This is a genomic window from Bradyrhizobium sp. USDA 4454 (genome assembly GCF_054822705.1).
On the sequence record NZ_JBTRCN010000001.1, the window covers coordinates 6,666,773 to 6,687,391 of the forward strand.

The 20,619-nt window shown below is 65.5% G+C and carries 21 protein-coding genes and 1 pseudogene; 15 read left to right on the forward strand and 7 right to left on the reverse strand.

Annotated features, from left to right (window positions below; all coding sequences use genetic code 11):
- Positions 1–12: 12 nt before the first annotated feature.
- The 4 genes from ACVIW0_RS31020 to ACVIW0_RS31035 all read left to right on the forward strand — a co-directional run bounded on the left by ACVIW0_RS31020 (position 13) and on the right by ACVIW0_RS31035 (position 3,317).
- On the forward strand, positions 13–867 hold the full coding sequence (locus ACVIW0_RS31020; RefSeq protein WP_461355814.1) for an HTD2 family dehydratase: 855 nt from the start codon (positions 13–15) through the stop codon (positions 865–867).
- A gap of 106 nt (positions 868–973) precedes the next feature.
- Positions 974–2,026: a histidinol-phosphate transaminase gene (hisC, locus tag ACVIW0_RS31025; RefSeq protein WP_461355815.1), complete on the forward strand. Its 1,053-nt coding sequence runs from the start codon at positions 974–976 to the stop codon at positions 2,024–2,026.
- A gap of 94 nt (positions 2,027–2,120) precedes the next feature.
- Positions 2,121–3,011: an MBL fold metallo-hydrolase gene (locus ACVIW0_RS31030; protein WP_461355816.1), complete on the forward strand. Its 891-nt coding sequence runs from the start codon at positions 2,121–2,123 to the stop codon at positions 3,009–3,011.
- A gap of 114 nt (positions 3,012–3,125) precedes the next feature.
- On the forward strand, positions 3,126–3,317 hold the full coding sequence (locus tag ACVIW0_RS31035) for a hypothetical protein (RefSeq protein WP_461355817.1): 192 nt from the start codon (positions 3,126–3,128) through the stop codon (positions 3,315–3,317).
- An 18-nt stretch (positions 3,318–3,335) separates the two neighbouring features.
- Here the strand turns inward: ACVIW0_RS31035 and ACVIW0_RS31040 are convergent, their stop codons facing one another.
- From ACVIW0_RS31040 to ACVIW0_RS31055, 4 genes and pseudogenes are all read right to left on the reverse strand, one after another.
- Positions 3,336–3,629, reverse strand: coding sequence for a putative quinol monooxygenase (locus ACVIW0_RS31040; protein ID WP_461355818.1), 294 nt, complete (start codon positions 3,627–3,629; stop codon positions 3,336–3,338).
- Between the two features lie 28 nt (positions 3,630–3,657).
- Positions 3,658–3,810: a hypothetical protein gene (locus ACVIW0_RS31045; protein ID WP_461355819.1), complete on the reverse strand. Its 153-nt coding sequence runs from the start codon at positions 3,808–3,810 to the stop codon at positions 3,658–3,660.
- Positions 3,811–4,093: 283 nt separating this feature from the next.
- Positions 4,094–4,717, reverse strand: a pseudogene (locus ACVIW0_RS31050) (cysteine hydrolase family protein); the annotation flags it as partial.
- A 55-nt stretch (positions 4,718–4,772) separates the two neighbouring features.
- Complete coding sequence (locus tag ACVIW0_RS31055) at positions 4,773–5,381, reverse strand: VOC family protein (RefSeq protein ID WP_461355820.1); 609 nt, start codon at positions 5,379–5,381, stop codon at positions 4,773–4,775.
- A 112-nt stretch (positions 5,382–5,493) separates the two neighbouring features.
- On the opposite strand from ACVIW0_RS31055, the gene ACVIW0_RS31060 reads away from it, so the two are divergent.
- From ACVIW0_RS31060 to mdlC, 4 genes are all read left to right on the forward strand, one after another.
- Complete coding sequence (locus tag ACVIW0_RS31060; RefSeq protein ID WP_461357477.1) at positions 5,494–6,000, forward strand: winged helix-turn-helix transcriptional regulator; 507 nt, start codon at positions 5,494–5,496, stop codon at positions 5,998–6,000.
- 81 nt (positions 6,001–6,081) lie between these two features.
- The gene (locus tag ACVIW0_RS31065) at positions 6,082–6,465 is read left to right on the forward strand and encodes a tautomerase family protein (RefSeq protein ID WP_461355821.1); all 384 of its coding nucleotides are present in this window, start codon (positions 6,082–6,084) and stop codon (positions 6,463–6,465) included.
- 128 nt (positions 6,466–6,593) lie between these two features.
- Positions 6,594–7,481 (forward strand): BJP family subclass B3 metallo-beta-lactamase, encoded by an 888-nt coding sequence (gene blaBJP / locus ACVIW0_RS31070; RefSeq protein ID WP_461355822.1) that lies wholly within the window; start codon positions 6,594–6,596, stop codon positions 7,479–7,481.
- A gap of 281 nt (positions 7,482–7,762) precedes the next feature.
- Positions 7,763–9,388, forward strand: a complete 1,626-nt coding sequence (mdlC, locus tag ACVIW0_RS31075; RefSeq protein ID WP_461355823.1) for a benzoylformate decarboxylase — start codon at positions 7,763–7,765, stop codon at positions 9,386–9,388.
- Positions 9,389–9,744: 356 nt separating this feature from the next.
- Here the strand turns inward: mdlC and ACVIW0_RS31080 are convergent, their stop codons facing one another.
- Both ACVIW0_RS31080 and trhA read right to left on the reverse strand, forming a co-directional pair.
- Complete coding sequence (locus ACVIW0_RS31080) at positions 9,745–10,539, reverse strand: SDR family oxidoreductase (RefSeq protein WP_461355824.1); 795 nt, start codon at positions 10,537–10,539, stop codon at positions 9,745–9,747.
- A gap of 259 nt (positions 10,540–10,798) precedes the next feature.
- Complete coding sequence (trhA, locus tag ACVIW0_RS31085; protein ID WP_461355825.1) at positions 10,799–11,494, reverse strand: PAQR family membrane homeostasis protein TrhA; 696 nt, start codon at positions 11,492–11,494, stop codon at positions 10,799–10,801.
- Between the two features lie 176 nt (positions 11,495–11,670).
- On the opposite strand from trhA, the gene ACVIW0_RS31090 reads away from it, so the two are divergent.
- Positions 11,671–13,134 (forward strand): YcjX family GTP-binding protein, encoded by a 1,464-nt coding sequence (locus ACVIW0_RS31090; RefSeq protein WP_461355826.1) that lies wholly within the window; start codon positions 11,671–11,673, stop codon positions 13,132–13,134.
- Positions 13,131–14,162, forward strand: coding sequence for a YcjF family protein (locus ACVIW0_RS31095; RefSeq protein ID WP_461355827.1), 1,032 nt, complete (start codon positions 13,131–13,133; stop codon positions 14,160–14,162). The genes ACVIW0_RS31090 and ACVIW0_RS31095 overlap by 4 nt, the downstream gene beginning before the upstream one ends.
- Positions 14,163–14,393: 231 nt before the next feature.
- On the opposite strand, the gene ACVIW0_RS31100 is transcribed toward ACVIW0_RS31095, so the two are convergent.
- Positions 14,394–15,941 (reverse strand): glycosyltransferase family 39 protein, encoded by a 1,548-nt coding sequence (locus tag ACVIW0_RS31100; protein ID WP_461357478.1) that lies wholly within the window; start codon positions 15,939–15,941, stop codon positions 14,394–14,396.
- A gap of 207 nt (positions 15,942–16,148) precedes the next feature.
- Between ACVIW0_RS31100 and ACVIW0_RS31105 the strand changes: the two genes are divergently transcribed.
- The 5 genes from ACVIW0_RS31105 (at position 16,149) to ACVIW0_RS31125 (ending at position 20,506) form a co-directional block, all read left to right on the forward strand.
- On the forward strand, positions 16,149–17,897 hold the full coding sequence (locus ACVIW0_RS31105; RefSeq protein ID WP_461355828.1) for an adenylate/guanylate cyclase domain-containing protein: 1,749 nt from the start codon (positions 16,149–16,151) through the stop codon (positions 17,895–17,897).
- Positions 17,898–18,059: 162 nt separating this feature from the next.
- Positions 18,060–18,287, forward strand: a complete 228-nt coding sequence (locus ACVIW0_RS31110) for a hypothetical protein (protein ID WP_461355829.1) — start codon at positions 18,060–18,062, stop codon at positions 18,285–18,287.
- A gap of 231 nt (positions 18,288–18,518) precedes the next feature.
- A complete protein-coding gene (sorA, locus tag ACVIW0_RS31115; RefSeq protein ID WP_461355830.1) occupies positions 18,519–19,718 on the forward strand; it encodes a SorA family sulfite dehydrogenase catalytic subunit in 1,200 nt (399 codons plus the stop codon).
- 11 nt (positions 19,719–19,729) lie between these two features.
- Positions 19,730–20,041, forward strand: coding sequence for a SorB family sulfite dehydrogenase c-type cytochrome subunit (gene sorB / locus ACVIW0_RS31120; protein ID WP_461355831.1), 312 nt, complete (start codon positions 19,730–19,732; stop codon positions 20,039–20,041).
- 264 nt (positions 20,042–20,305) lie between these two features.
- On the forward strand, positions 20,306–20,506 hold the full coding sequence (locus ACVIW0_RS31125) for a cold-shock protein (RefSeq protein WP_163149424.1): 201 nt from the start codon (positions 20,306–20,308) through the stop codon (positions 20,504–20,506).
- Positions 20,507–20,619 lie beyond the last annotated feature (113 nt).

Below are 20,619 nucleotides of genomic sequence, written 5' to 3' on the forward strand. Positions count from 1 at the left end.
GGCAACACAGACATGACCGACAAACTCGACCTCGATCATCTCCGCCAGTGGATCGGCAAGACCACGGAGGCCTCCGACGTCGTCACCAAATATCTCGTGATGGGGCTGCGCGCGACGCTGTTCCAGGAGATCGGCGAGCCGAAGGCCGGCGATGCCGCGCCGTGGACCACGCATTGGTGCCTGGCGCAGCCGGTGTTTCCGATGTCGCAACTCGGCCCCGACGGCCACCCGACCCGCGGCGGCTTCCTGCCGCCGGTGCCGTTGCCGCGCCGGATGTGGGCCGGCGGCGAGCTCGAATTCTTCGACAACTTGCGGATCGGCGACGAGGCGAAGCGGACTTCCAGGATTGCCGACGTCACGGTGAAGTCCGGCTCGACCGGCACGCTGTGCTTCGTCTCGGTCAACCACGAGGTGACGACGCCGCGCGGGCTTGCGGTGCGCGAGCGGCAGGACATCGTCTATCGCGAGATGACGAGCACATCGACGGCTGCGCCCGCCAAGGCGCCGCCGCCTCCCCCGGTCGCCCAGTACCGCGAGAGCCATGTGTCCGACCCGGTGCTGCTGTTCCGTTATTCGGCCCTGACCTTCAACGGCCACCGCATTCACTACGATCGCGACTATGTCACCAAGGTCGAGGGCTATCCGGGCCTGATCTTCCACGGCCCGCTGCAGGCCTCCTTCATCGTCGAGCTCGCCGCGAAGCTCCGCGGCGGCAAGCCGCCGAAGAAGCTCACCTATCGCGGCCTGCAGCCGCTGTTCGAGGGCAGCGAGTTCTCGATCAATGCCAACGACAAGGACGGCGGCATGGAGCTGTGGACGGCGAATGCCGAGGGCCAGCCGACCATGAAGGGCACGGCGACCTGGTAAGGCCCGTGCGGAGCGCAGTCTGATTGCGACACAAGATGAACGGCGCGCTTTCGCCAGCGTCCCGCATCCTCTACTGTGATCGCATTCAGCCACGGATTACGGGATCATGAGTCGCTTCTGGAGTTCGGTCGTCCATAATCTGTCGCCCTACGTTCCCGGCGAGCAGCCGAAGATCGACGGCCTCGTCAAGCTCAACACAAACGAGAACCCCTACCCGCCGTCGCCGCGCGCAATCGCGGCGATCACCGCGACCACGGATCGGCTGCGGCTCTATCCGGATCCGCGCGCAACCGCGCTGCGCGAGGCGATCGCGCGCCTGTACGGTGTGACGGCGGACGAGGTGTTCGTCGGCAACGGCTCGGACGAGGTACTGGCCCACGCCTTTCCGGCGCTGCTGAAGCACGACAAGCCGCTGCTGTTCCCCGACATCACCTACAGCTTCTACCCGGTCTATTGCCGCCTCTATAGCATCAACTACGAGGTGGTGCCGCTCGATGCCGCGATGCGGATCAACCTCGCCGACTACCGGCGGCCGGGCAGCGCCATCCTGCTGTGCAATCCGAACGCGCCGACCGGCATCGCGCTGCCTCGCGCCGCGATCGAGGCGCTGGTGGCCGAGCAGCCGGACCGGCTGGTGGTGGTCGACGAGGCCTATGTCGACTTCGGCGCCGAGAGCGCGGTGCCGCTGGTCGCGCACCACGACAATCTGCTGGTGATCCAGACACTGTCGAAGTCGCGCGCGCTGGCGGGCCTGCGCGTCGGCTTCGCCATCGGCCGGCGCCCGCTGATCGACGCGCTGGAGCGGGTCAAGGACAGCTTCAACTCCTATCCGCTGGATTGCTTTGCGATCGCGGGCGCGGTTGCCTCGATCGAGGACGAGGCGTGGTTTGACGAGACCCGGCAACGCATTATCCGAAGCCGCGACGCGCTGACCCGCGGGCTCACTGGGCTCGGCTTCGAGGTGCTGCCATCGCATGCGAATTTCGTGTTCGCCCGCCATGGCGGCGATCGCGGCGCCGATCTCGCCGCCAAGCTGCGCGAGCGCGGCGTGCTGGTCCGGCATTTCCAGAAGCCGCGGATCGAGGATTTCCTGCGCATCACCGTCGGCACCGACGACGAGTGCGGCCGCCTGATCGCCCTGCTGCGCGACATCGTCTGACCGGATACTCATACACTCACAACTTGCGATCAATGGCGCCAACCTGCATAGTGACCGCGCGGCAAGATGCACGGTTCTCCGGGGAGGAGCGGTCATGCGATTTGCGATCGGTGACGCAACGGTCGACGTCATCGTCGACGACGACGATTTTACGCTTCGGCTCTCGGAGTATTTTCCCGGATACGATCGCGACTTGATCGACACGCATCGCGATACTCTGGAGCCGGAATTCATCGATCTCGCCCGGGGTCTCGCCAAATTCGCGATCCAGAGCTTCGTCGTGCGAGCGGGCGGACGAACGCTGCTGGTCGACGCTTGCATCGGCGAGCACAAGGATATCCCCGAGATTCCGGCCTGGCATCATCGGCGTAACAGCAACTACCTCGATCGGTTACATGCGTGCGGCGTCGATCCGGCCGCCATCGACGTCGTATTCTGCACCCATCTGCATGTCGACCATGTCGGCTGGAATACGCGCCACGACAAAGGCCGCTGGAAGCCGACCTTTGCCAACGCGCGCTATCTGTTCGGCCGCCGCGAGCTTGCCGATTGGATGATGCTGCACGACACGGGCCGCGCAGCACCGATCCACGACCGCGCGCTGGAGCAGAGCGTCATTCCGATCGTCGAGGCAGGACGCGTCGATCTGGTCGACGATGGCCATGAATTGGGGCCGGGCCTGCGGCTCGTCCCCTTGCCGGGCCACACCAGTGGCCAAATGGGACTGATGGTGGACTACGCACAGCATCGCGCGGTCTTTTGCGGGGATGCCATACACAACCCGCTGCAGGTTTTTCAGCCCGGCCTTTCGACATCAACTTGTGTCGACCAGCAACTCGCGCGTGAGACACGTACGAATATCCTGGCAGAGGCCGCGGACAGCGGCCGGCTCGTCGTTCCCGCCCACTTCCGCGGCGCCCGCTGCGCCCATATCCGTCGAGACGGCGGTGGCTACGCGCCGGTGTTCGACACCAGTCCTCGGTGACTCCCGGGCTCACGTGACCCGCGCGTTGCGGCTGAGCGTCACAGACCGGGCATATCGTTCGACCCGCTGGAACCGAAAGCCGGCCTGCGCGTTCCCCCGCCCACGGAGGACGCCATGCTTAGAGACGAACAGGTCGCGGTTCTCTGCGACATCGCGCAATCGATTGCCTTTGCCGACGACGTACAGGGCGAAATCGAACGGCTCATCAAGGAAGGATACGTCGCAAAGGACGGCGACCTCTACGAGCTGACGCCAAAAGCCGAGAAGGTCTTGTCCGAACGGGGCGCCAGCCTCAAACAGGCATGACGCCGCGCGTGGCGACGCTTATGCAGCGGGCGTGCACCGCGTCGCGCCGATCTTGACGCCGAGCCCCGCGCTCTCCTCGCGGAACTGCGTGATCGATCGCGCATTGCGATGCGCCTCGAATGCGGCGTCGTCGTGATAAACCTCGTAGATCAGGAGCTTTGCGGCATCCTCGCGCGGCACCAGGATTTCGAAATGCAACGTGCCCGGCTCATCCCTGAGCGAGCGGGCCCCATGCGCCGACAGCAGCGACTGCACCTGGTCCCGTTTCTCCGGCGCGACCTCGACAGTGGCGATGAGTGCAAGTTTGGGCATGACGGATGCTCCTTTTTGGCTTGGGTTCTCAGGTCAGCTTGCGGAGCGGCCGGAACGCGTCCCGGACCTCCCTGCTGAAGATGTCGGGCTGCTCCCACGCCGCGAAGTGACCGCCGGCCTCGGCCTGATGGTAGTAGATCAACTTGTGATAAGCCTTCTCCGCCCAGCTCCGCGGCGCCACAAAGCTCTCGCCGGGGAACGCGGTGACGGCGGCGGGGATATCAACATTTGGCGGGCAGATAAAGGTTGGTCTTGTTTTCCCAGTACAGGCGCCCCGAGGAAATCGCGATATTGGTCAGCCAGTACAGGAGCAGGCTGGCAGCTCCAACCGCGGCAAGGCGCAACGCCGCACCCGTGAGCAGCTTGCGTCGGTCGTGGTCGATCGCTTCCGTGGTCGGTTGGCTCATCGCGATCGCAACCGCTGTCTTCGATGTCGTGGTCATTTGACCGTCTTTGGATGCGGAGGCCGCCGGCAAGGCCGCGATCACCTCCGCGGTTGTCTGAATGGAATGGGCAAAAGTCGGGCCGTTGAGTTCGTGCGCGGCATGCATCATGTCGTGCGAGAAGGCGGCGGTGGCGTCGCGCACCAGCGTCACGTGATAGCCGAGCTCCATCGCAAAGCGCGCGGTCGATTCGATGCAGGTGTTGGCCAAGAGCCCGACCACGATCACGTGCGTGATGCCCTTCTGCTTCAGCAGGAAATCGAGATTGGTGTTGGCGAAGCCGCTCTGCCCCCAATGTTCCTGGGCGATCAGATCGCCGGGCTTCGGTGCGAAATCCGGATGCCATTCCCCGCCCCATTCGCCGCGCGCGAAACTGTGACGCTGCATGATCACGCGCTGGCTGGGATTGGGATGATCCCAGTCCTCATAATCACCCGGCTCCCAGCGCCGGTGCGGCACGATCACCACCTGGATATCCGCGGCCCTGACCGCACGATCGAGCTGGCGCAGATTGTCCAGCAGCCCGACCTCGTCCGCGATCGGCTTGATGCGCGGAAACACCTTGCCGCCCTCGGACAGAAAATCATTGTAGGGGTCAACCAGAAGCAGCGCGGTTCGCTCGCGTGGATAGACGGACTCGGACATCGATCACTCCCTGGCCATAAGCCGGCCGGTTGGATTTACTGCAATGGCGCTCGGTTCACTCCGGCAGCGGCTTGCCGGCCTGCTCGCGGACAATGTAGTCAGCGTACCAATCGGGCCAGTTGGCATCGTGCCCACCGGTCCGCTTCTCGTGCTCGCCGTGGGCTTTGGCTGCGCGGATCAGCGCGGCAGCGAGGTCCGCCGATGAGGAGAAGTTCGTGCTGTTGCCGTCGACGCGCCCGGGCAGGCGTTGCGTCACCTGCTGTAAAAGCCAGACATTGCCGTCGGGATCGCTGAACGTCGCAAGCGAGCCGTAACTCGGCCGCTCCGGATCCGGTCCCTTGATGCGGCCTTCCGGCCCGCGATGAAACACCTCGCTGACATCCACGCCGCGCGCGATCAGCTCGGCGCGCGCCGCTTCGATATCATTGACGATCAGGAAGCGCGGCAGCGCGGGTCCCGAGCCGAGATGGATCGAGGTCGGCGAGCCCTGAGGCGTCAGCTGGACCGCGCGCGAGCCGTCGGGCCTGACGAAGTCGGCATCAAGCCGCCAGCCGAGATCCTGGTAGAAGCGCTTGGCGCGGTCGACGTCCGAAACGGGAATGACGACGACCTCGAGCTTCAGATCGACTGATGCTGTCGCTTGACCTTTGCTTTCCGTGGTCATGGCTCGCTCCCTTTCGCTGATGGACCGGACCGAACGGCCCCATTGCATTCGCGATGATGGCAGGCCATATTGCTATGAAAATCATAGTAACAAGCCTGATGAAGAAAACGTGATGGCGAAAATCAAGGACAACATGACTGACCAAACGCTCTGTCCGGTCGCCCGTGCCGAAACCGTTGTGGGCGACCGCTGGACCGTACTGGTTCTGCGCGAACTGTTCGCGCGAAATCATCGCTTCGAGGAGATCCAGGCGCAAACCGGAGGCACGCCGCAAATGATCACGGCGCGGCTGAAGAAGCTGGAAGCGGACGGGTTGCTAATGCGGCGGGTCTACAACAAGCGGCCGCTGCGCCACGAATATCATCTCACCGAGAAGGGCGAGGCGTTCTTTCCGGTGCTGATGGCGCTGCGCGCGTGGGGCGAGACCTGGTGCAAGTCACCCAAGGAAGGCCGCGCCATGAATTACACGCACCTCACCTGCGGCAAACCGGCCGGACTGGGACCGGTCTGCGAATCCTGCGGCGAGCCGGTCCGTCGCAACGACATGATCGGAGAGCGGGCGCCCAAATACCAGAAAGAGCGCGACGCGCGATGGGAGGCCTTCAAGGCGAGCCGCTAACCCATCGGGCCGCCGATCGCTGTCACACCGCCGGAGCACTTCGATCACGCGGGCCTACCCCGCACAACACAGGAGACCACCATGCCATTCGTTCGTATCGACCTGAAGCGCGGCAAGTCCGCCGACTATCGCAAGACCCTGGGCGAAATCGTCTACAAGGCGATGCGCGAGGTGATCAACGTGCCCGAGAATGACAAGTTTCAGGTCATCACCGAGCATGACCGCGGCGACCTGAACCACGCCGACAACTATCTCGGCAACAGCTACAGCGACGATCTCATTTTCATCCAGATCACTATGAATGCCGGGCGTACGGTCGAGATGAAGAAGGCGTTCTACAAGCGGATCGTGGACGACTATCAGAGCCAGTTGCAGGGCCGGCCGGACGACATCTTCATCAACCTGGTCGAGGTCGCCAAGGAGAACTGGTCGTTCGGCAACGGCATCGCGCAATACGCGAGCTAACGCCGAACAGGCATGCACCGGGCGGCGGGGCGCCTTGACTGGGACCCTGCCGTCCATGGCTTGCGATCCGCGTTGCCCGCACGCATAGTGCCGCCCGTGCACGAACAACAACAAGCAGGGAGGCAACCATGAGGATGATCGCAGCCGCGCTGTGCGCGCTCGCGCTGATCGCAACCGGTGCGCAAGCACAGACGCTGAAGGATTTCATGGCCACGGTCATGAAGAAATGGACCGCGCCCTTCGAACCGTTCCAGCTGATCGACAATATCTATTATGTCGGCACCGACGGGATCGCGGTCTACATCATCAAGACGTCGCAGGGGCTGATCCTGATGGATACGGCGATGCAGCAGTCGACCGGCATGATCAAGGACAACATCGCCAAGCTCGGCTTCAAGGAAGGCGACATCAAGATCATTCTCAACAGCCACGCCCATCTCGACCACACCGGCGGCTTTGCCGAGATCAAGCAGGAGACCGGCGCGCAAATGATCGCCGGCGAGCGTGACAAGCCGCTGCTCGAGGGCGGCTATTACCCGGGCGACGAGAGCAACGCCGATCTTGCCTTTACGCCGGTCAAGGTCGATCGCACCGTCAAGGAAGGCGACAAGGTAACGCTCGGCGACGTGACGCTGACCGCACACGCCACGCCCGGCCATTCGCCCGGCTGCACCAGCTGGGAGATGACGGCGAAGGACGGCAACGAGACGCGCAACGTGCTGTTCTTCTGCAGCGGAACGGTGGCGCTGAACCGGCTGATCGGCCGCCCGACCTATCCCGGCATCGTCGACGACTACCGCGCGACCTTCGCCAAGGTCAAGGCGATGAAGGTCGACGTGCTGCTCGGCCCGCATCCGGAGGTCTACGACATGCAGGCCAAGCGCGCGCAGATGAAGGACGGCGCGCCGAACCCGTTCGTCAAGCCGGGCGAGAACGCCAGCTATGTGGCCGGGCTGGAGCAGGATTTCGACAAGCAGCTCGCCAAGCAGACCGCGGCGTTGCAGAAGGCCAATTAAGGAATACAGCGAAAGGGGAACCCGTCATCCTGAGGAGCGCGCACGGCGCGCGTCTCGAAGGATCGACGGCCCCACTCGGGCCACGGCATCCTTCGAGGCTCGCTTCGCTCGCATCTCAGGATGACGTGGGTTAGCGGGCTGAGCATCCTTTCAGCCGTTGCCGCGGCAACCATGGACGGGCGGCTTGACATCGCCAGGCAATCCATCGACAGGTGGATTGCCTGGCCGCACTTGCTGCCCGCAATGACGGAACCAAACAAGACAGAAATGGGAGCCGCCCGATGTCGTCGCGCAAACCCGCCGCCAAAGGCAAGACCGTCACCGTCAAGGACGCCACCTTCGGCCTGCTGCGCGCGTGGGGCATCAGACGCGTGTTCGGCAATCCCGGCTCGACCGAGCTGCCGTTCCTGAGCGACTGGCCCGACGACATCGATTACGTGCTCGGCCTGCAGGAGGCTTCCGTGGTCGGTATGGCCGACGGCTATGCGCTGGCGACCCGCAATGCTGGCTTCGTCAATCTGCATTCGGCCGCCGGCGTCGGCAACGCGCTCGGCAACATCTACAACGCCTATCGCAACCAGACCCCGCTGGTGATCACCGCGGGCCAGCAGGCGCGCTCGATCATGCCGCTGCAGGCCTTCCTCTATGCCGAGCGCGCCTCGGAGTTTCCGCGGCCTTACGTGAAGTTCGCGGTCGAGCCAGCGCGCGCCGAAGACGTTCCAGCCGCGATCGCGCGCGCCTATTACGTCGCGATGCAGCCGCCCTGCGGGCCGACCTTTGTCTCGGTGCCGATCGACGACTGGGGACATGCGACACAGCCGCTCGACGCGCGCCAGGTCAGCCGCGAAATCGGCCCGGATGCGGCCGCGATGCAGGCGCTGGTGGCCGCGCTTGGCGAGGCCAAGCGCCCTGCCCTCGTTGTCGGCCCCGCCGTCGATCGCGCGCAAGCCGTCGATCTCATGGTTGACGTCGCCGAGAAGACCAAGGCTGCGGTCTGGGCCAGTCCGTTCTCGGCGCGCTGCTCGTTTCCGGAACGCCATCCGCAATTCGCCGGCTTCCTGCATGCCGCCCCTAGCCAGCTTTCCGATGCGCTGCGCGAGCACGACCTTGTCGTCGTGGTGGGCGCACCCGTGTTTACCTTCCATGTCGAGGGCCACGCCGCGATCTTCGACGGCGCGACCGCGATCTTCCAGATCACCGACGATCCCGATGCCGCCGCGATGACGCCGACCGGCCACAGCATCGTCGCGACGATGAAGCCGGCGCTGACGGCGCTGCTCGAACTGCTGCCGGAGACGAAGCGCACCGCACCGGCCGGCCGCATCCTGCCGCCGGCGCCCGCGGCTGGCGACCCGATCCCGGCCGAATACGCGCTGCACGCGCTCTCGGCCGCGATGGGCCCGCATGATACGCTGGTCGAGGAAGTGCCGTCGCATCGCCCGCTGATGCAGAAGGCGATGCCGATGCGCGGCCAGGACAGCTTCTACACCATGGCGAGCGGCGGCCTCGGCTACAGCCTGCCGGCCGCGGTCGGCATGGCGCTCGGCCGCCACCAGGGACGCACGGTCTGCCTGATCGGCGACGGCTCGGCGATGTATTCGATCCAGGCGCTATGGACGGCTGCGCAGCGCAAGCTGCCGCTGACCGTCGTCGTGATGAACAATTCCGGCTACGGCGCGATGCGCTCGTTCAGCCAGGTGATGCAGGTGCGCAACGTGCCGGGCCTCGATTTGCCCGGTATCGATTTCGTCAAGCTCGCCGAAGGCATGGGCTGCGACGCGGTGCGGGTGACGAAATCAGCCGAGCTTCCGGGCGCCTACCAGCGCGCGCTGTCGCATCAGGGCACGAGCCTGATCGAGGTGATGGTCGATTCGGCGGTGCCGCTGCTCTACACGCAGAAGGGATGAGGATCGCGTCGATCAGGTGGCGGACTCCAGCATTGGCAGTGAGGAGACCACCGGTGGAAGGGTTCCCTCGCCCCTTGCGGGGGAAGGTTAGGGAGAGGGGTGCCACGCGGGTGCTCTCTCGCTGTGCCTGGACGGGCGCGCGACTGGAATTGCGATAGCAAGGTTTGCGGCGATGATCTCGCCCGGGGCTACCCCTCTCCCCACCCTCCCCCGCAAGGGGGGAGGGAGCCTGACGGGCGTGCCCACCTCACGTCGCGACGAGTTGCGCGATCAATCTTTAGCCCGGATGGAGCGCAGCGAGATCCGGGATTCACGCCACGACGTTCGACCCGCTGCGCTCCATCCGGGCTACAGGCTCACTTCCCGTAAGCCTCGCGCATCTTGGCCTGGATCTTGGCCATGCCGCCGATCCAGCGGTCGTAGTTCTCGGTCTTCTTGCGCATGTAGCCGAGCACCTGCGGGTGCGGCAGGATCAGGAAGGTCTCCTGCTCGATGCCCTTCAGCGCATCCTGCGCGACCTGCTCGGCGGTGAGGTCGCCATCGCCGGATTGCGGACCCTTCGGGATCGAGCGCAGCATGTTGGTGTCGACGCCCTGCGGGCAGAGGATCGAGACCTTGATGTTGTCGGCGCGGTGCGAGATCGCGAGGTTTTCAGCAAAGCCGACCGCGGCGTGCTTGGTGGTCGAATAGGCCGGGCTGCCGACCTGCGACAGCAGACCGGCCGCCGAGATCGTGTTGAGGAAGTAGCCTTCGCCGCGCGCCTTCATGCGCGGCACCAGATGCCGCGCGGCATAGACATGCGCCATCACATGGATCGCCCAGCTGCGCGACCACGGCTCGTCCGAGGTGCCACCGGCGTTTTTCGACAGCGGATCGAAGCCGCCGCCGATGCCGGCATTGGAGCAGAACAGCGCGATCGGGCCGAACATGCGCTCGGTCTCCTCGATCACATGCAGGACGTTCTTCTCCTGCCCGACATCGCATTTGAAAGCGGCGCCGCCGACCGAGGCCGCGACCTTCTCGGCCGCGGCATGATCGAGGTCGACCACCACGACCTTGGATGCGCCGGCGGCGTGGAATACCTCGCACAGCGCCTTGCCGATGCCATTGCCACCGCCGGTGACCACCACCACTTTACCTGCCACCTGCATGGCCATCCTCCCGATATCTTTGCTTGCACACTATCGATTGCTCACCCAACCCTGCGCCTCCCGTCATCCTGAGGAGCGCCACCGGGTCCGCGCGAAGCGCGGCCCGATGACAGGCTCCGCGCGTCTCGAAGGATGCACGGCCCGGCTGGTGGCCGTCGACCCTTCGAGACGCCGCTACGCGGCTCCTCAGGGTGACGGTGAGGGGCTGAATGGGCCTATCGAGAACATGATAGCCCATCCACCGCAGATGGCGAGAACTTCAGCTCGCCAGCACGATGTCGAACACCGCGGTATAGTGGCAGGCGGCTCCACACAACACGAAGCAGTGCCAGATCGCGTTCTGGAAGCGGAGCCGGCGCCAGGAGTGGAAGATCACGCCGAGGCTGTAGAGAATGCCGCCGGCCAGCACGAAGCCGAGCGCCATCGCCGGCAGCGCCTTGACGACGCGGTCGTAGAGCATGACGCCGCTCCAGCCCATCGCGAGGTAAAGCCCGACCGCGAGCCGGTCGAAACGGCCGGGATAACGCAGCTTGAGCCAGATCCCGACGATCGCGACGCACCACACACCGACCAGCAGCGCGATCGCAAAATAGCTTTCCTTCAGTTCCACGATGAACGGCGTATAGGTCGCGGCGATCAAGAGATAGATCGCGGAGTGATCGAAGCGCCGCAGCATCCATTTGGCGCGCGACACCGGCCAAAGGTTATAGGTCGCCGACAGCGTCAGCATCGCGAGCAGGCCGGCGACATAGACCGACACCACGACAACGTCGAACGGGCCGGCATAGACCGCGGTCAGCACGATCAGCGCAGTGGCGGCCACCAGCCCGAAAGCGACGCCGACGAGATGAACGACGCCGTCGGCAATCAGCTCGGCACGATCGTAGTTCCGCAGTGCGGCGCCGGCCGCGTGGATCGAGCTCGAGGCGAGTTGCTTCAGGCGAAAGACCGTCATGCAGGCTTTCCTGTGTGCCGATAGAATATGGGTAGCGCGGGGATCGTGACGCGTTCAATCCCTCGCCTGCAAAGGCGCCGGAAATGTGAAGCTTGATTTTGGCCCGATAATCGCCACCTTGCGGGGTGATCTCCGCCTCTTTTGGCTCCTCTTGCCGGGTCTTTCGTCTACCCTCCATGCCCCCCAGGTTTCGAGATATCGTCGAGGAAGCCCGTCTCTCGGCGCGGGCGCTGCGCGACTATGGCGGGGGTTTGTTCAACCCGACGCTGCGGCTCGGCGTCACCGGCCTGTCGCGGGCCGGCAAGACGGTATTCATCACCGCGCTGGTGCACGGCCTGACCCGCGGCGGCCGCTTCCCGGTGTTCGAGGCCTACGCCTCGGGGCGGATCGCGCGCGCCTATCTCGCCCCGCAGCCGGACGATGCGGTGCCGCGCTTTGCCTATGAGAACCATGTCCGCACCCTGATCGAGGAGCTGACATGGCCGAGCTCGACCAGCGACATCTCGGAGCTCCGCCTGGTCATCGAGTATCAGCGGCAAAATGGCGCGGACCGCAAACTGACCCTCGACATCGTCGACTATCCCGGCGAGTGGCTGCTCGACCTGCCGCTGCTCAACAAGAGCTACGAGCAATGGTCGGCGGAGAGCCTTGCGCTGTCGCGCGAGCCGCTGCGCGCCAAGCTCGCCGCGCCATGGCACGCGCATCTCGCGACGCTGAAGCCCGAAGACAAAGAGGACGAGCAGGCCGCGCTCGCCGAAGCAAAGCTGTTCACCGACTATCTGCGCGCCTGCCGCGACGAATGTTTTGCGATGAGCCTGCTGCCGCCCGGCCGTTTCCTGATGCCGGGCAACCTCGCCAACACGCCGGCGCTGACCTTTGCGCCGCTCGACGTGCCCATCGACGGCAGCGCGCCGGACGGCTCGCTGTGGGCAATGATGCGGCGGCGTTACGAGGCCTACAAGGCCGTCGTGGTGCGGCCGTTCTTCCGCGACCACTTCGCGCGGCTCGATCGCCAGATCGTGCTGGCCGATGCGCTCGCCGCATTCAACGCCGGCCCTGAGGCGTTGCACGACCTCGAGGCCGCGCTCGCCGGCATCCTCGACTGCTTCCGGATCGGCCGCAGCACGATCCTGAGCGCGCTGTTCCGGCCGCGCATCGACCGCATCCTGTTCGCGGCGACCAAGGCCGACCATCTGCACCATCAGAGCCACGACCGCCTCGAAGCCGTGCTGCGGCGGATCGTGGCGAAAGCCGCCGAGCGTGCCGAATATGCCGGCGCCGGCATCGACGTGGTGGCGCTCGCCGCGGTGCGCGCCACGCGCGAAGCGCAGGTCGCACGCGGCCGCGACCGGCTGCCGTCGATCATCGGCACCCCGGCCCTCGGCGAGGTCGCCAACGGCGAGCGGCTCGACGGCGAGACCGAGGTCGCGACCTTTCCCGGCGACCTGCCCGACAATCCGGAGGAGCTGTTCAATGGCGGCTTCCGCGGCCTCTCCAGTTCAGACGCCGAGGCGGCCGATTATCGTTTCCTGCGCTTTCGCCCGCCGAAGCTGGAACGGAACGGCGACGCGGAGCCGGCGCTGCCTCACATCCGCCTTGACCGCGCCCTCCAGTTCCTGATCGGAGACAGACTGCAATGAACGAGAAGACGCCCCCGCGGCGGCCGGCGACGTTCAAGCTCGACGATCCCAGCGTGGTCGTGATGGATCCGGACGAATCCGGCCGCCTCACCCGCGGCACGATCCAGATCGTGCGCGAGGCCGAACCGGCACAATTGCCGGTGCCGACAGACACGCCGCTGCTGCCGGCGCGGCGCGGCTTCCGCTGGGGCACGCTGTTCTGGAGCGCCGTCGCCGGCCTCGTGGTGCTCGGTACCGGGCTCGGCGTCCTCAACCTGGTCGAGGATCTGTTCGCGCGCAACGAAGGCCTCGGTGTCCTCGGGCTGGCGCTCGCCGTCATCGCGGCGGTGGCGCTGGCCGTCGTCACCACTCGCGAACTGGTCGGCCTGGCGCGGCTTGCGACCATCGAGAAGCTGCATCTGCGCGCTAGCGAGGTGCTGATCAGCGACGACCGCGCCGCGAGCCGGGCTGTTGTCGCCGACCTGCTCAAGCTCGCGCACCAAACCCCGCAGCTCGCCCGCGCCCGCAGCGCGTTGCAGAGCCACACCGATGATATCATTGACGGCGCCGACATGATCCGCCTCGCCGAGCGCGAGCTGATGACACCGCTCGACGACGAGGCGCGGCGGCTGGTGTCGTCAGCCGCACAGCGCGTCTCGGTCGTCACCGCGGTTAGCCCGCGTGCGCTGTTCGACGTGCTGTTCGTGTTCGTGGCGAGCCTGCGGATGATCCGGCAGCTGGCCCGGCTCTATGGGGGCCGGCCCGGCGCGCTCGGCATGATCCGCCTGCTACGTCACGTCATCGCGCATCTGGCGATCACCGGCGGCATGGCCGCGAGCGACAGCCTGATCCAGCAGATGCTCGGCCACGGCATCGCGGCAAAGCTCTCGCAGCGGCTCGGCGAAGGCATGCTCAACGGCCTGCTGACCGCCCGCCTCGGCCTCGCCGCGATCGACGTCACCCGCCCGCTGCCGTTCAATGCCCTGCCGCGCCCCGCGCTGACCGATCTGGCAAAAGACCTGATCCGCAAGCGCGAGGAAGAGGAGTAGCAGGGGCTTCTTCGAGAGCACGACGGCGCTCGCTATTGCGCCCTCTCCCGTTGTGCGAAAGGGCGGCCCAGCTGTCCGCCACGAACTCGCTTGGGCAAGTGGTCTCTCTCCGCAAGCACATCGCCCGCGGCTACACGTACCGTCATCCTGAGGAGCCGCGAAGCGGCGTCTCGAAGGATGCACGGCCCGGCTGGTGGCCGTCGATCCTTCGAGGCTCGCTCCGCTCGCACCTCAGGATGACGGGGTGAGAGACGGGTGCACGTTTCTGTCCGTCCTGGCCAGGGGAGAAGGAAGATGCATCGCCAGCACGCGCCAGCGGAAGAAGGTGGTGTCCGGCGGCGGCGATAGATCGGGAGTCCAGCCGGTGACCTTCTCCAGCGCATAGGTGTCCATCACCATGCCACGCCAGCTCCGCGTCACGCGCTCCAGCGGCTGCCGCACCGCTGATGTCTCGCTCCATAGCGGCAGATTGTTCTCGGGTTCGCGTCCGACATAGATGCCGATGTGATCGCGGATCTTGTCCATGCCGGGATCGGCAAAGCCCTGGAAGCGGCCGCGCTCGTTGACCTCGATCACCGGCACCTTCCCGTGCAGCAACCAGCGCAGCATCGCATAGGTGCGGTAATCCGTGGTCGCGACCCAGGTCGCGCCGGCGGCCTGCACTTGCGCCAGCGTGCGCGCCGCCACCTTGTCGTAGCCCGCTTCGGTGCCGATCGGATCGGTACGACCGATCAGATTCCACGGCGCGAACATGTAGTAGAGGAAGACGCAGACGACGAACACGATGCCGGTCGAAATCGCAGTCCTTGCCCAATACACCGTCGATTTGACGAGCCCGACGGACCAGCCCTCGAACGGCATCCGCGTGACATTGATGGCGACCGCGGCAAAGCCCGCCGGCCACAGAAACATCGGCCAGGTGTCGCCGACCCGGAGCGTCAGCGACTTCCAGAGGAAGTAGCCAAACGGCACCAGCACCGCGGTCGCGAGCAGGATCGCGACCGGCTCGCGCTTGCGATAGCCGCGCCATGCGGTCAGCACTGTTGCGAACAGCGTCACCGGTAGCAGCACGAAGCCGACCAGGCCGAACTGCATGCCGATGAACTCGCCGAGGGTACGCAAGGTGAGATCGCGCTCGGCGGTGGCGCGCACCGCCTGGAAGCGGAACGAGGCCCAGTCGTGCTCGGCATTCCAGATCAGCACCGGCGAGAACACGATGATCGCGATCAGCGCGGCGAGATACGGATACGGGCTGCGCAGCCAGCGCCGGCGCCAGTCCGGCAGCAGCGCGAAGGCGAGCACCGCCGGCGCGAACATGATCGTGGTGAATTTCGACAGCAGCGCCAGCCCGGCGAACAGCCCCGCGGCGAGCCACCAGCGTCCGTCGTTGCTCTGCGCGAGCCGCACCAGCGACCACAGCATCGCCACCGAAAACGGGATCAGCGCCGTGTCGGGCGCGACCTTGGCCATCAGCAGCCCGTAGTACAGCGCCGCCTCCGGCAGCAGCAGCGCCAGCATCACGGCGCGGACATTGTTCGACGTGACGCGGCGGACGATGTCGGCGAGCAGCAGCTGGGTCGCCAGCATCGCCACGATGCCACCGAGCCGGACACCGAGATTGGAGTCGCCGAGAACGGCGGTGCCGAAGCGGATGAACCAGGCGACCATCGGGGGATGGTCGAGGAAGGACAGCACGTTCTCCTTCGACCAGGTCCAGTAATAGGCCTCGTCGGTGCGCAGATCCAGCGCGTGGGCATAGATCAGCCGCATCACGGTCATCGCAACGATCACGGCAATGACGCCACGCCAGTCCGGCGCGCGCGAACGGGCCGGCTTGACGCGGATGTTATCGGGAGGGGCTATCGTCACGGCGCGCTTTTTGTTCGACTCTTAACGGAGTGTCAACATTCGGCACGGCCCGCTCATGCGTGCGACCGGCCCCGCGGTGGTGTTCAGCGCGGGAATTAAGCACTAGACTTGCCGATCATGAATCACATGGCCTCTCCCTCGCGCGAGCACCTGCAGGATCTCCAGGATTTGGCCCGCGGCGTCGGCCTGCGGCAGGTCCGGCTGGTCACGGGGGCGATCATGTTCGCCTACCTGATCAGCCATTTCCTCAACCACGCGCTCGGCAATATCTCGACCGAGGCGATGGCGATCGGGGTGCACTACCACACCGAGTTCTGGCAGTTCCTGCCGGTCGCGATCGTGTTCTACACCGCCTGCCTGGTGCACACCGCGCTCGGCATCTGGGCGCTCTATCAGCGCCGCGAGTTCCACTGGAAGGCGATCGAGCCGCTGCAGCTGGTGCTCGGCCTCAGCATCCCGATGCTGATCATCGTGCACATCGTCGGCGTGCGGCTGGGCCAGACTCTGTACGGGCACGAGAAGCTCTACCCGCAGGAGCTGTACACGTTCTTCATCGCCTCGCCGGTCCGGCTGTGGCTGATGCTGGCGGTGCTTGTCATCGCCTGGGTGCATGGCTGCATCGGCCTGTATTTCTGGCTGCGGCTGCGCACATTCTTCAAGCGCGCCGCGCCGTTCCTGCTTGCCGGCGCCGTGCTGATCCCGACGCTGGCCATGCTCGGCATCTATCAGGCCGGCCGCGCCACCATGGCCGACTATCAGGATCCCGACTGGCGGCGCGAGGAGCTGTCGGTGCAGAAACTCGGCACGGCCGCGCAGGGGGCCATGCTCGAGAAGATCACCGGTGGGCTGTCGATCGGCTATGTCGGCCTGCTCGGCCTCGTGCTGCTGGCGCGCGGCGCGCGTGCGCTGCTGGAGCGCCGCGGCGGCATGATCGCGCTGTCCTACGGCAACGGCCGCACGCTGCGGGTGCCGAAAGGGCTGAGCGTGCTGGAAGCGAGCCTGCGCTACAACGTGCCGCATGCCAGCGTCTGCGGCGGCCGGGCGCGCTGCTCGACCTGCCGCATCCGCATCATCGGCGATCACGCCGCCTTGCCCGAGCCATCGCCGCGCGAGGCCTTCGTGCTGCACCGGGTCGGCACCGACGATCCGTCGATCCGGCTCGCCTGTCAGCTGCGGCCGACCTGCGACCTGACGTTCTTCCAGCTGTTCCTGCCGAGCACGATGTCGGCGAACGCCGCCAATCCGACACGGGTCGGCCAGGAGCGTTATCTCGTCAGCATGTTCGTCGACATGCGCGGCTCGACCCAGCTTGCCGAGAAGCGGCTGCCGTTCGACACCGTGTTCATCGTCAACCGCTTCCTCGGCGCGGTGTCGCAGGCGGTGCTGGAAGCCGGCGGGCGGCCCAACCAGTTCATCGGCGACGGCATGCTGGCGCTGTTCGGGCTCAGCACCGAGCGGCACGAGGCCTGCCGCCAGGCGCTGCGCGCGGCGGCGCTGATCTCGGCCAATATCGACGAGCTGAACCAGTTCCTCAGCCACGATCTGCGCGAGCCGATCCGCTTCGGCATCGGCATCCATGGCGGTGAGGTGATCGTTGGCGATATCGGCTATCGCGACCATATGGTGTTCACCGCGCTCGGCGATGCCGTCAACGTCGCGGCAAGGCTGCAGGACATGACGAAAGCGCTGGCCTGCGAGGCTGTGATCTCCGACGAGGTGCGTGTTACCGCGGGCCTCGCCGACGATGCCCTGCCGGCGCAGGAGGTCGCGATCCGCGGCCGCAACGAGCCGATGACGGTGCGAACGGTCGAGACGACGCGCGTGCTGTCCGCGCTGGTCGACGACCGCCGCGCCGTCGCCGCCTGACCGGCTCCATCGCTTCCACTCCGAGTGTGACTTTCCGCACATCCGAACGCGCGTTCAGCGGCGATGCTCGAACGTGCCCGGTGCCGGACGCGACTGACTGGCGATGGGTAACACTGCAACCGCGCCGCGACAGCGTTCAACGCGCATCTGAAGGAGACGACCATGCTTCGCAAAGTCACGCTTGCTCTCGCTACCGCCGCAACGCTTGCCGCCGCCGCGCTGGCGCCGACTGCGGCCTCCGCCAAGCCGTTCTTGTGGCATCCCTACCATCACCACTTCTGGGGTGGCCCCGGCATCTCGGTCGGCTTCGTCGATTCCGGCTGCTACGTCACCCGCCTGGTGCTGACGCCCTACGGTTATCGCTATCGCACCGTGAACGTCTGCTACTGATCGACCCGACCAGCTGGAATCGAAATGCCCCGGTCGCCTGATGCGATCGGGGCTTTTCGTTGTTGCGACGCAACGCCGGTAAGCACGGCGAAAGCTCAATTGACTCGGAGTTGTCAGGTGCGACATTTGTCGCCGCGCGCAGTCCATGATGTGAAGGCGCGCAAAGGTAAGCAAGGCAATCCGGGCCTGGTGATGACCGGCCGGGGACAAAACAGCTTCGGAGCAAGCGGAATGCTCGATCGACGAGACTTGATGAAGCGCGCCGGTTTGGCCGCGCTGGCGGCGGGGCTGGGATCAAGGGGCGCGTTGGCGCTCGACACCGTGACGCTGCCGTTCGGCAATGGCGAGCGGCCGCTGGTGCGCTACCCGCAGAAGCGCCCGATGATCGGCCTGACCAGCCGGCCGCCGCAGCTGGAAACGCCGTTTGCGATCTTCAACGACGGTCCGCTGACGCCGAACAATGCGTTCTTCGTCCGTTATCACCTTGCCGGCATCCCCTACGACCTCGATCCGGACAAGTTCACGCTCGAGATCAAGGGCAAGGTCGACAAGCCGCTGAAGCTGTCGCTGAAGGATATCCGCAAGCTGAAGGCCACCGAGCTCGTCGCCGTCAACCAATGCTCCGGCAACAGCCGCGGCTTCTTCAATCCGCGCGTCGCCGGCGGCCAGCTCGGCAACGGCGCGATGGGCTGCGCGCGCTGGCACGGTGTGTCGCTGAAAACCGTGCTCGACATGGCCGGCGTGCAGGCCGGCGCCAAGCAGGTCACCTTCAACGGCATGGACGGGCCTGTGATGGAGACGACGCCCGACTTCGTGAAGGCGCTCGACATCGACCATGCGCGCGACGGCGAGGTGATGCTGGCCTGGGGCATGAACGGCGAGGATCTGCCGTTCCTCAACGGCTTCCCGCTCCGCCTCGTGGTGCCCGGCTATTACGGCACCTATTGGGTCAAGCACCTCAACGAGATCACCGTGATCGACAGCGTGTTCGACGGCTTCTGGATGAAGTCCGCCTACCGGATACCGGACACGCCAAACAACGCGGTCGAGCCCGGCACGGCGCCGAAGGCGACGATCCCGATCAACCGTTTCACGGTACGCTCGTTCATCACCAGCGTAGCCGACGGCGCCAAGGTCAAGGCCGGCCGCACCATGCTGCGCGGGATTGCCTTCGACGGCGGCAAGGGTATCAAGGAGGTCATGGTCTCGACCGACGGCGGCAACAGCTGGACATCGGCCAAGCTCGGCAAGGACCTCGGCAAATACGCGTTCCGTGAATGGAAGCTGCCCGTGAAACTCGCGGCCGGCCCCTCGGAGCTGAAAGTGCGCGCCACCAACAATGCCGGCGACACCCAGCCGATGGATCCGCTGTGGAATCCGGCCGGCTATCTGCGCAACGTCGTCGAAACCGTGCGTGTCACCGCGGCGTGAGGAGAAGCATCATGACCAGCAAGCTGCTTGCCTTCCTCGCCGCGATCGCGATGCTGTCGATCGGGGCTACGATGGCGGCGCCCGTCAACTACACGCTTCCCGAGGAAACCGCGGCATTCAAGCCGGGCCCCAACCTCGAAATGGTGCAGAGCAATTGCACCGGCTGCCACTCGGCTGACTACGTCAAGACCCAGCCGCAGGGCGAGAAGTTCAAGAAGGACTTCTGGCAGGCCGAGGTGACCAAGATGATCAAGGTCTACGGCGCGCCGATCGACCAAGCGGACGTCGGCAAGATCGTCGAGTATCTCTCCGTGACCTATTGAGAGGCGGTCGATCGATCCCCCGCGCGCAGGGCAGCCGTGTCCATACGGGTTCGGCGGAACCGACCGTTTTGCAGCGCATCAATTGACCACGAAACAGGCAATCCGGCACCAAACCCCCTAAAAGCCGGTTGTTTCCGGGCAAAAACACACCGTGGTTTGATCTACCCAGCTTTTTTCAAACTGCTATCCTGTGCGGTACGGACAAGCCGGTTTGTGCGGGGGCCGGCTGGTCTGTTTTCGATTGATTCCGCGGAGACGACTGGAATGCCCAAAGGTACCGTGAAGTGGTTCAACCCGACCAAAGGCTATGGATTCATCCAGCCCGCATCGGGCGGCAAGGACATTTTCGTGCATATTTCAGCAGTTCAGAAGGCCGGCCTTCAAAGCCTCAACGAAGGCCAGTCGGTTGAATACGAAGAAATTGCAAATCGCGGCAAGACATCCGCCGAGAATCTCAAGGTCTAGCGCGTCAGCGCCAGATCGATCCGGCGGCGCACTCTCGGACGCCATCCGGGAGTGGGGGCCGATCCAACATTGCACGGCGTGACGTTCGGCGGGGCGGGCACGATGCCCGCGCG

Bases quoted from the DNA above. Each gene is read 5' to 3' on its own strand.
- ACVIW0_RS31020 (WP_461355814.1), top strand. From the start codon at position 13: ATGACCGACAAACTCGACCTCGATCATCTCCGCCAGTGGATCGGCAAG.
- hisC (WP_461355815.1), top strand. From the start codon at position 974: ATGAGTCGCTTCTGGAGTTCGGTCGTCCATAATCTGTCGCCCTACGTT.
- ACVIW0_RS31030 (WP_461355816.1), top strand. From the start codon at position 2,121: ATGCGATTTGCGATCGGTGACGCAACGGTCGACGTCATCGTCGACGAC.
- ACVIW0_RS31035 (WP_461355817.1), top strand. From the start codon at position 3,126: ATGCTTAGAGACGAACAGGTCGCGGTTCTCTGCGACATCGCGCAATCG.
- ACVIW0_RS31040 (WP_461355818.1), bottom strand. From the start codon at position 3,629: ATGCCCAAACTTGCACTCATCGCCACTGTCGAGGTCGCGCCGGAGAAA.
- ACVIW0_RS31055 (WP_461355820.1), bottom strand. From the start codon at position 5,381: ATGACCACGGAAAGCAAAGGTCAAGCGACAGCATCAGTCGATCTGAAG.
- ACVIW0_RS31060 (WP_461357477.1), top strand. From the start codon at position 5,494: ATGGCGAAAATCAAGGACAACATGACTGACCAAACGCTCTGTCCGGTC.
- ACVIW0_RS31065 (WP_461355821.1), top strand. From the start codon at position 6,082: ATGCCATTCGTTCGTATCGACCTGAAGCGCGGCAAGTCCGCCGACTAT.
- blaBJP (WP_461355822.1), top strand. From the start codon at position 6,594: ATGAGGATGATCGCAGCCGCGCTGTGCGCGCTCGCGCTGATCGCAACC.
- mdlC (WP_461355823.1), top strand. From the start codon at position 7,763: ATGTCGTCGCGCAAACCCGCCGCCAAAGGCAAGACCGTCACCGTCAAG.
- ACVIW0_RS31080 (WP_461355824.1), bottom strand. From the start codon at position 10,539: ATGCAGGTGGCAGGTAAAGTGGTGGTGGTCACCGGCGGTGGCAATGGC.
- trhA (WP_461355825.1), bottom strand. From the start codon at position 11,494: ATGACGGTCTTTCGCCTGAAGCAACTCGCCTCGAGCTCGATCCACGCG.
- ACVIW0_RS31090 (WP_461355826.1), top strand. From the start codon at position 11,671: ATGCCCCCCAGGTTTCGAGATATCGTCGAGGAAGCCCGTCTCTCGGCG.
- ACVIW0_RS31095 (WP_461355827.1), top strand. From the start codon at position 13,131: ATGAACGAGAAGACGCCCCCGCGGCGGCCGGCGACGTTCAAGCTCGAC.
- ACVIW0_RS31100 (WP_461357478.1), bottom strand. From the start codon at position 15,941: ATGACCGTGATGCGGCTGATCTATGCCCACGCGCTGGATCTGCGCACC.
- ACVIW0_RS31105 (WP_461355828.1), top strand. From the start codon at position 16,149: ATGAATCACATGGCCTCTCCCTCGCGCGAGCACCTGCAGGATCTCCAG.
- ACVIW0_RS31110 (WP_461355829.1), top strand. From the start codon at position 18,060: ATGCTTCGCAAAGTCACGCTTGCTCTCGCTACCGCCGCAACGCTTGCC.
- sorA (WP_461355830.1), top strand. From the start codon at position 18,519: ATGCTCGATCGACGAGACTTGATGAAGCGCGCCGGTTTGGCCGCGCTG.
- sorB (WP_461355831.1), top strand. From the start codon at position 19,730: ATGACCAGCAAGCTGCTTGCCTTCCTCGCCGCGATCGCGATGCTGTCG.
- ACVIW0_RS31125 (WP_163149424.1), top strand. From the start codon at position 20,306: ATGCCCAAAGGTACCGTGAAGTGGTTCAACCCGACCAAAGGCTATGGA.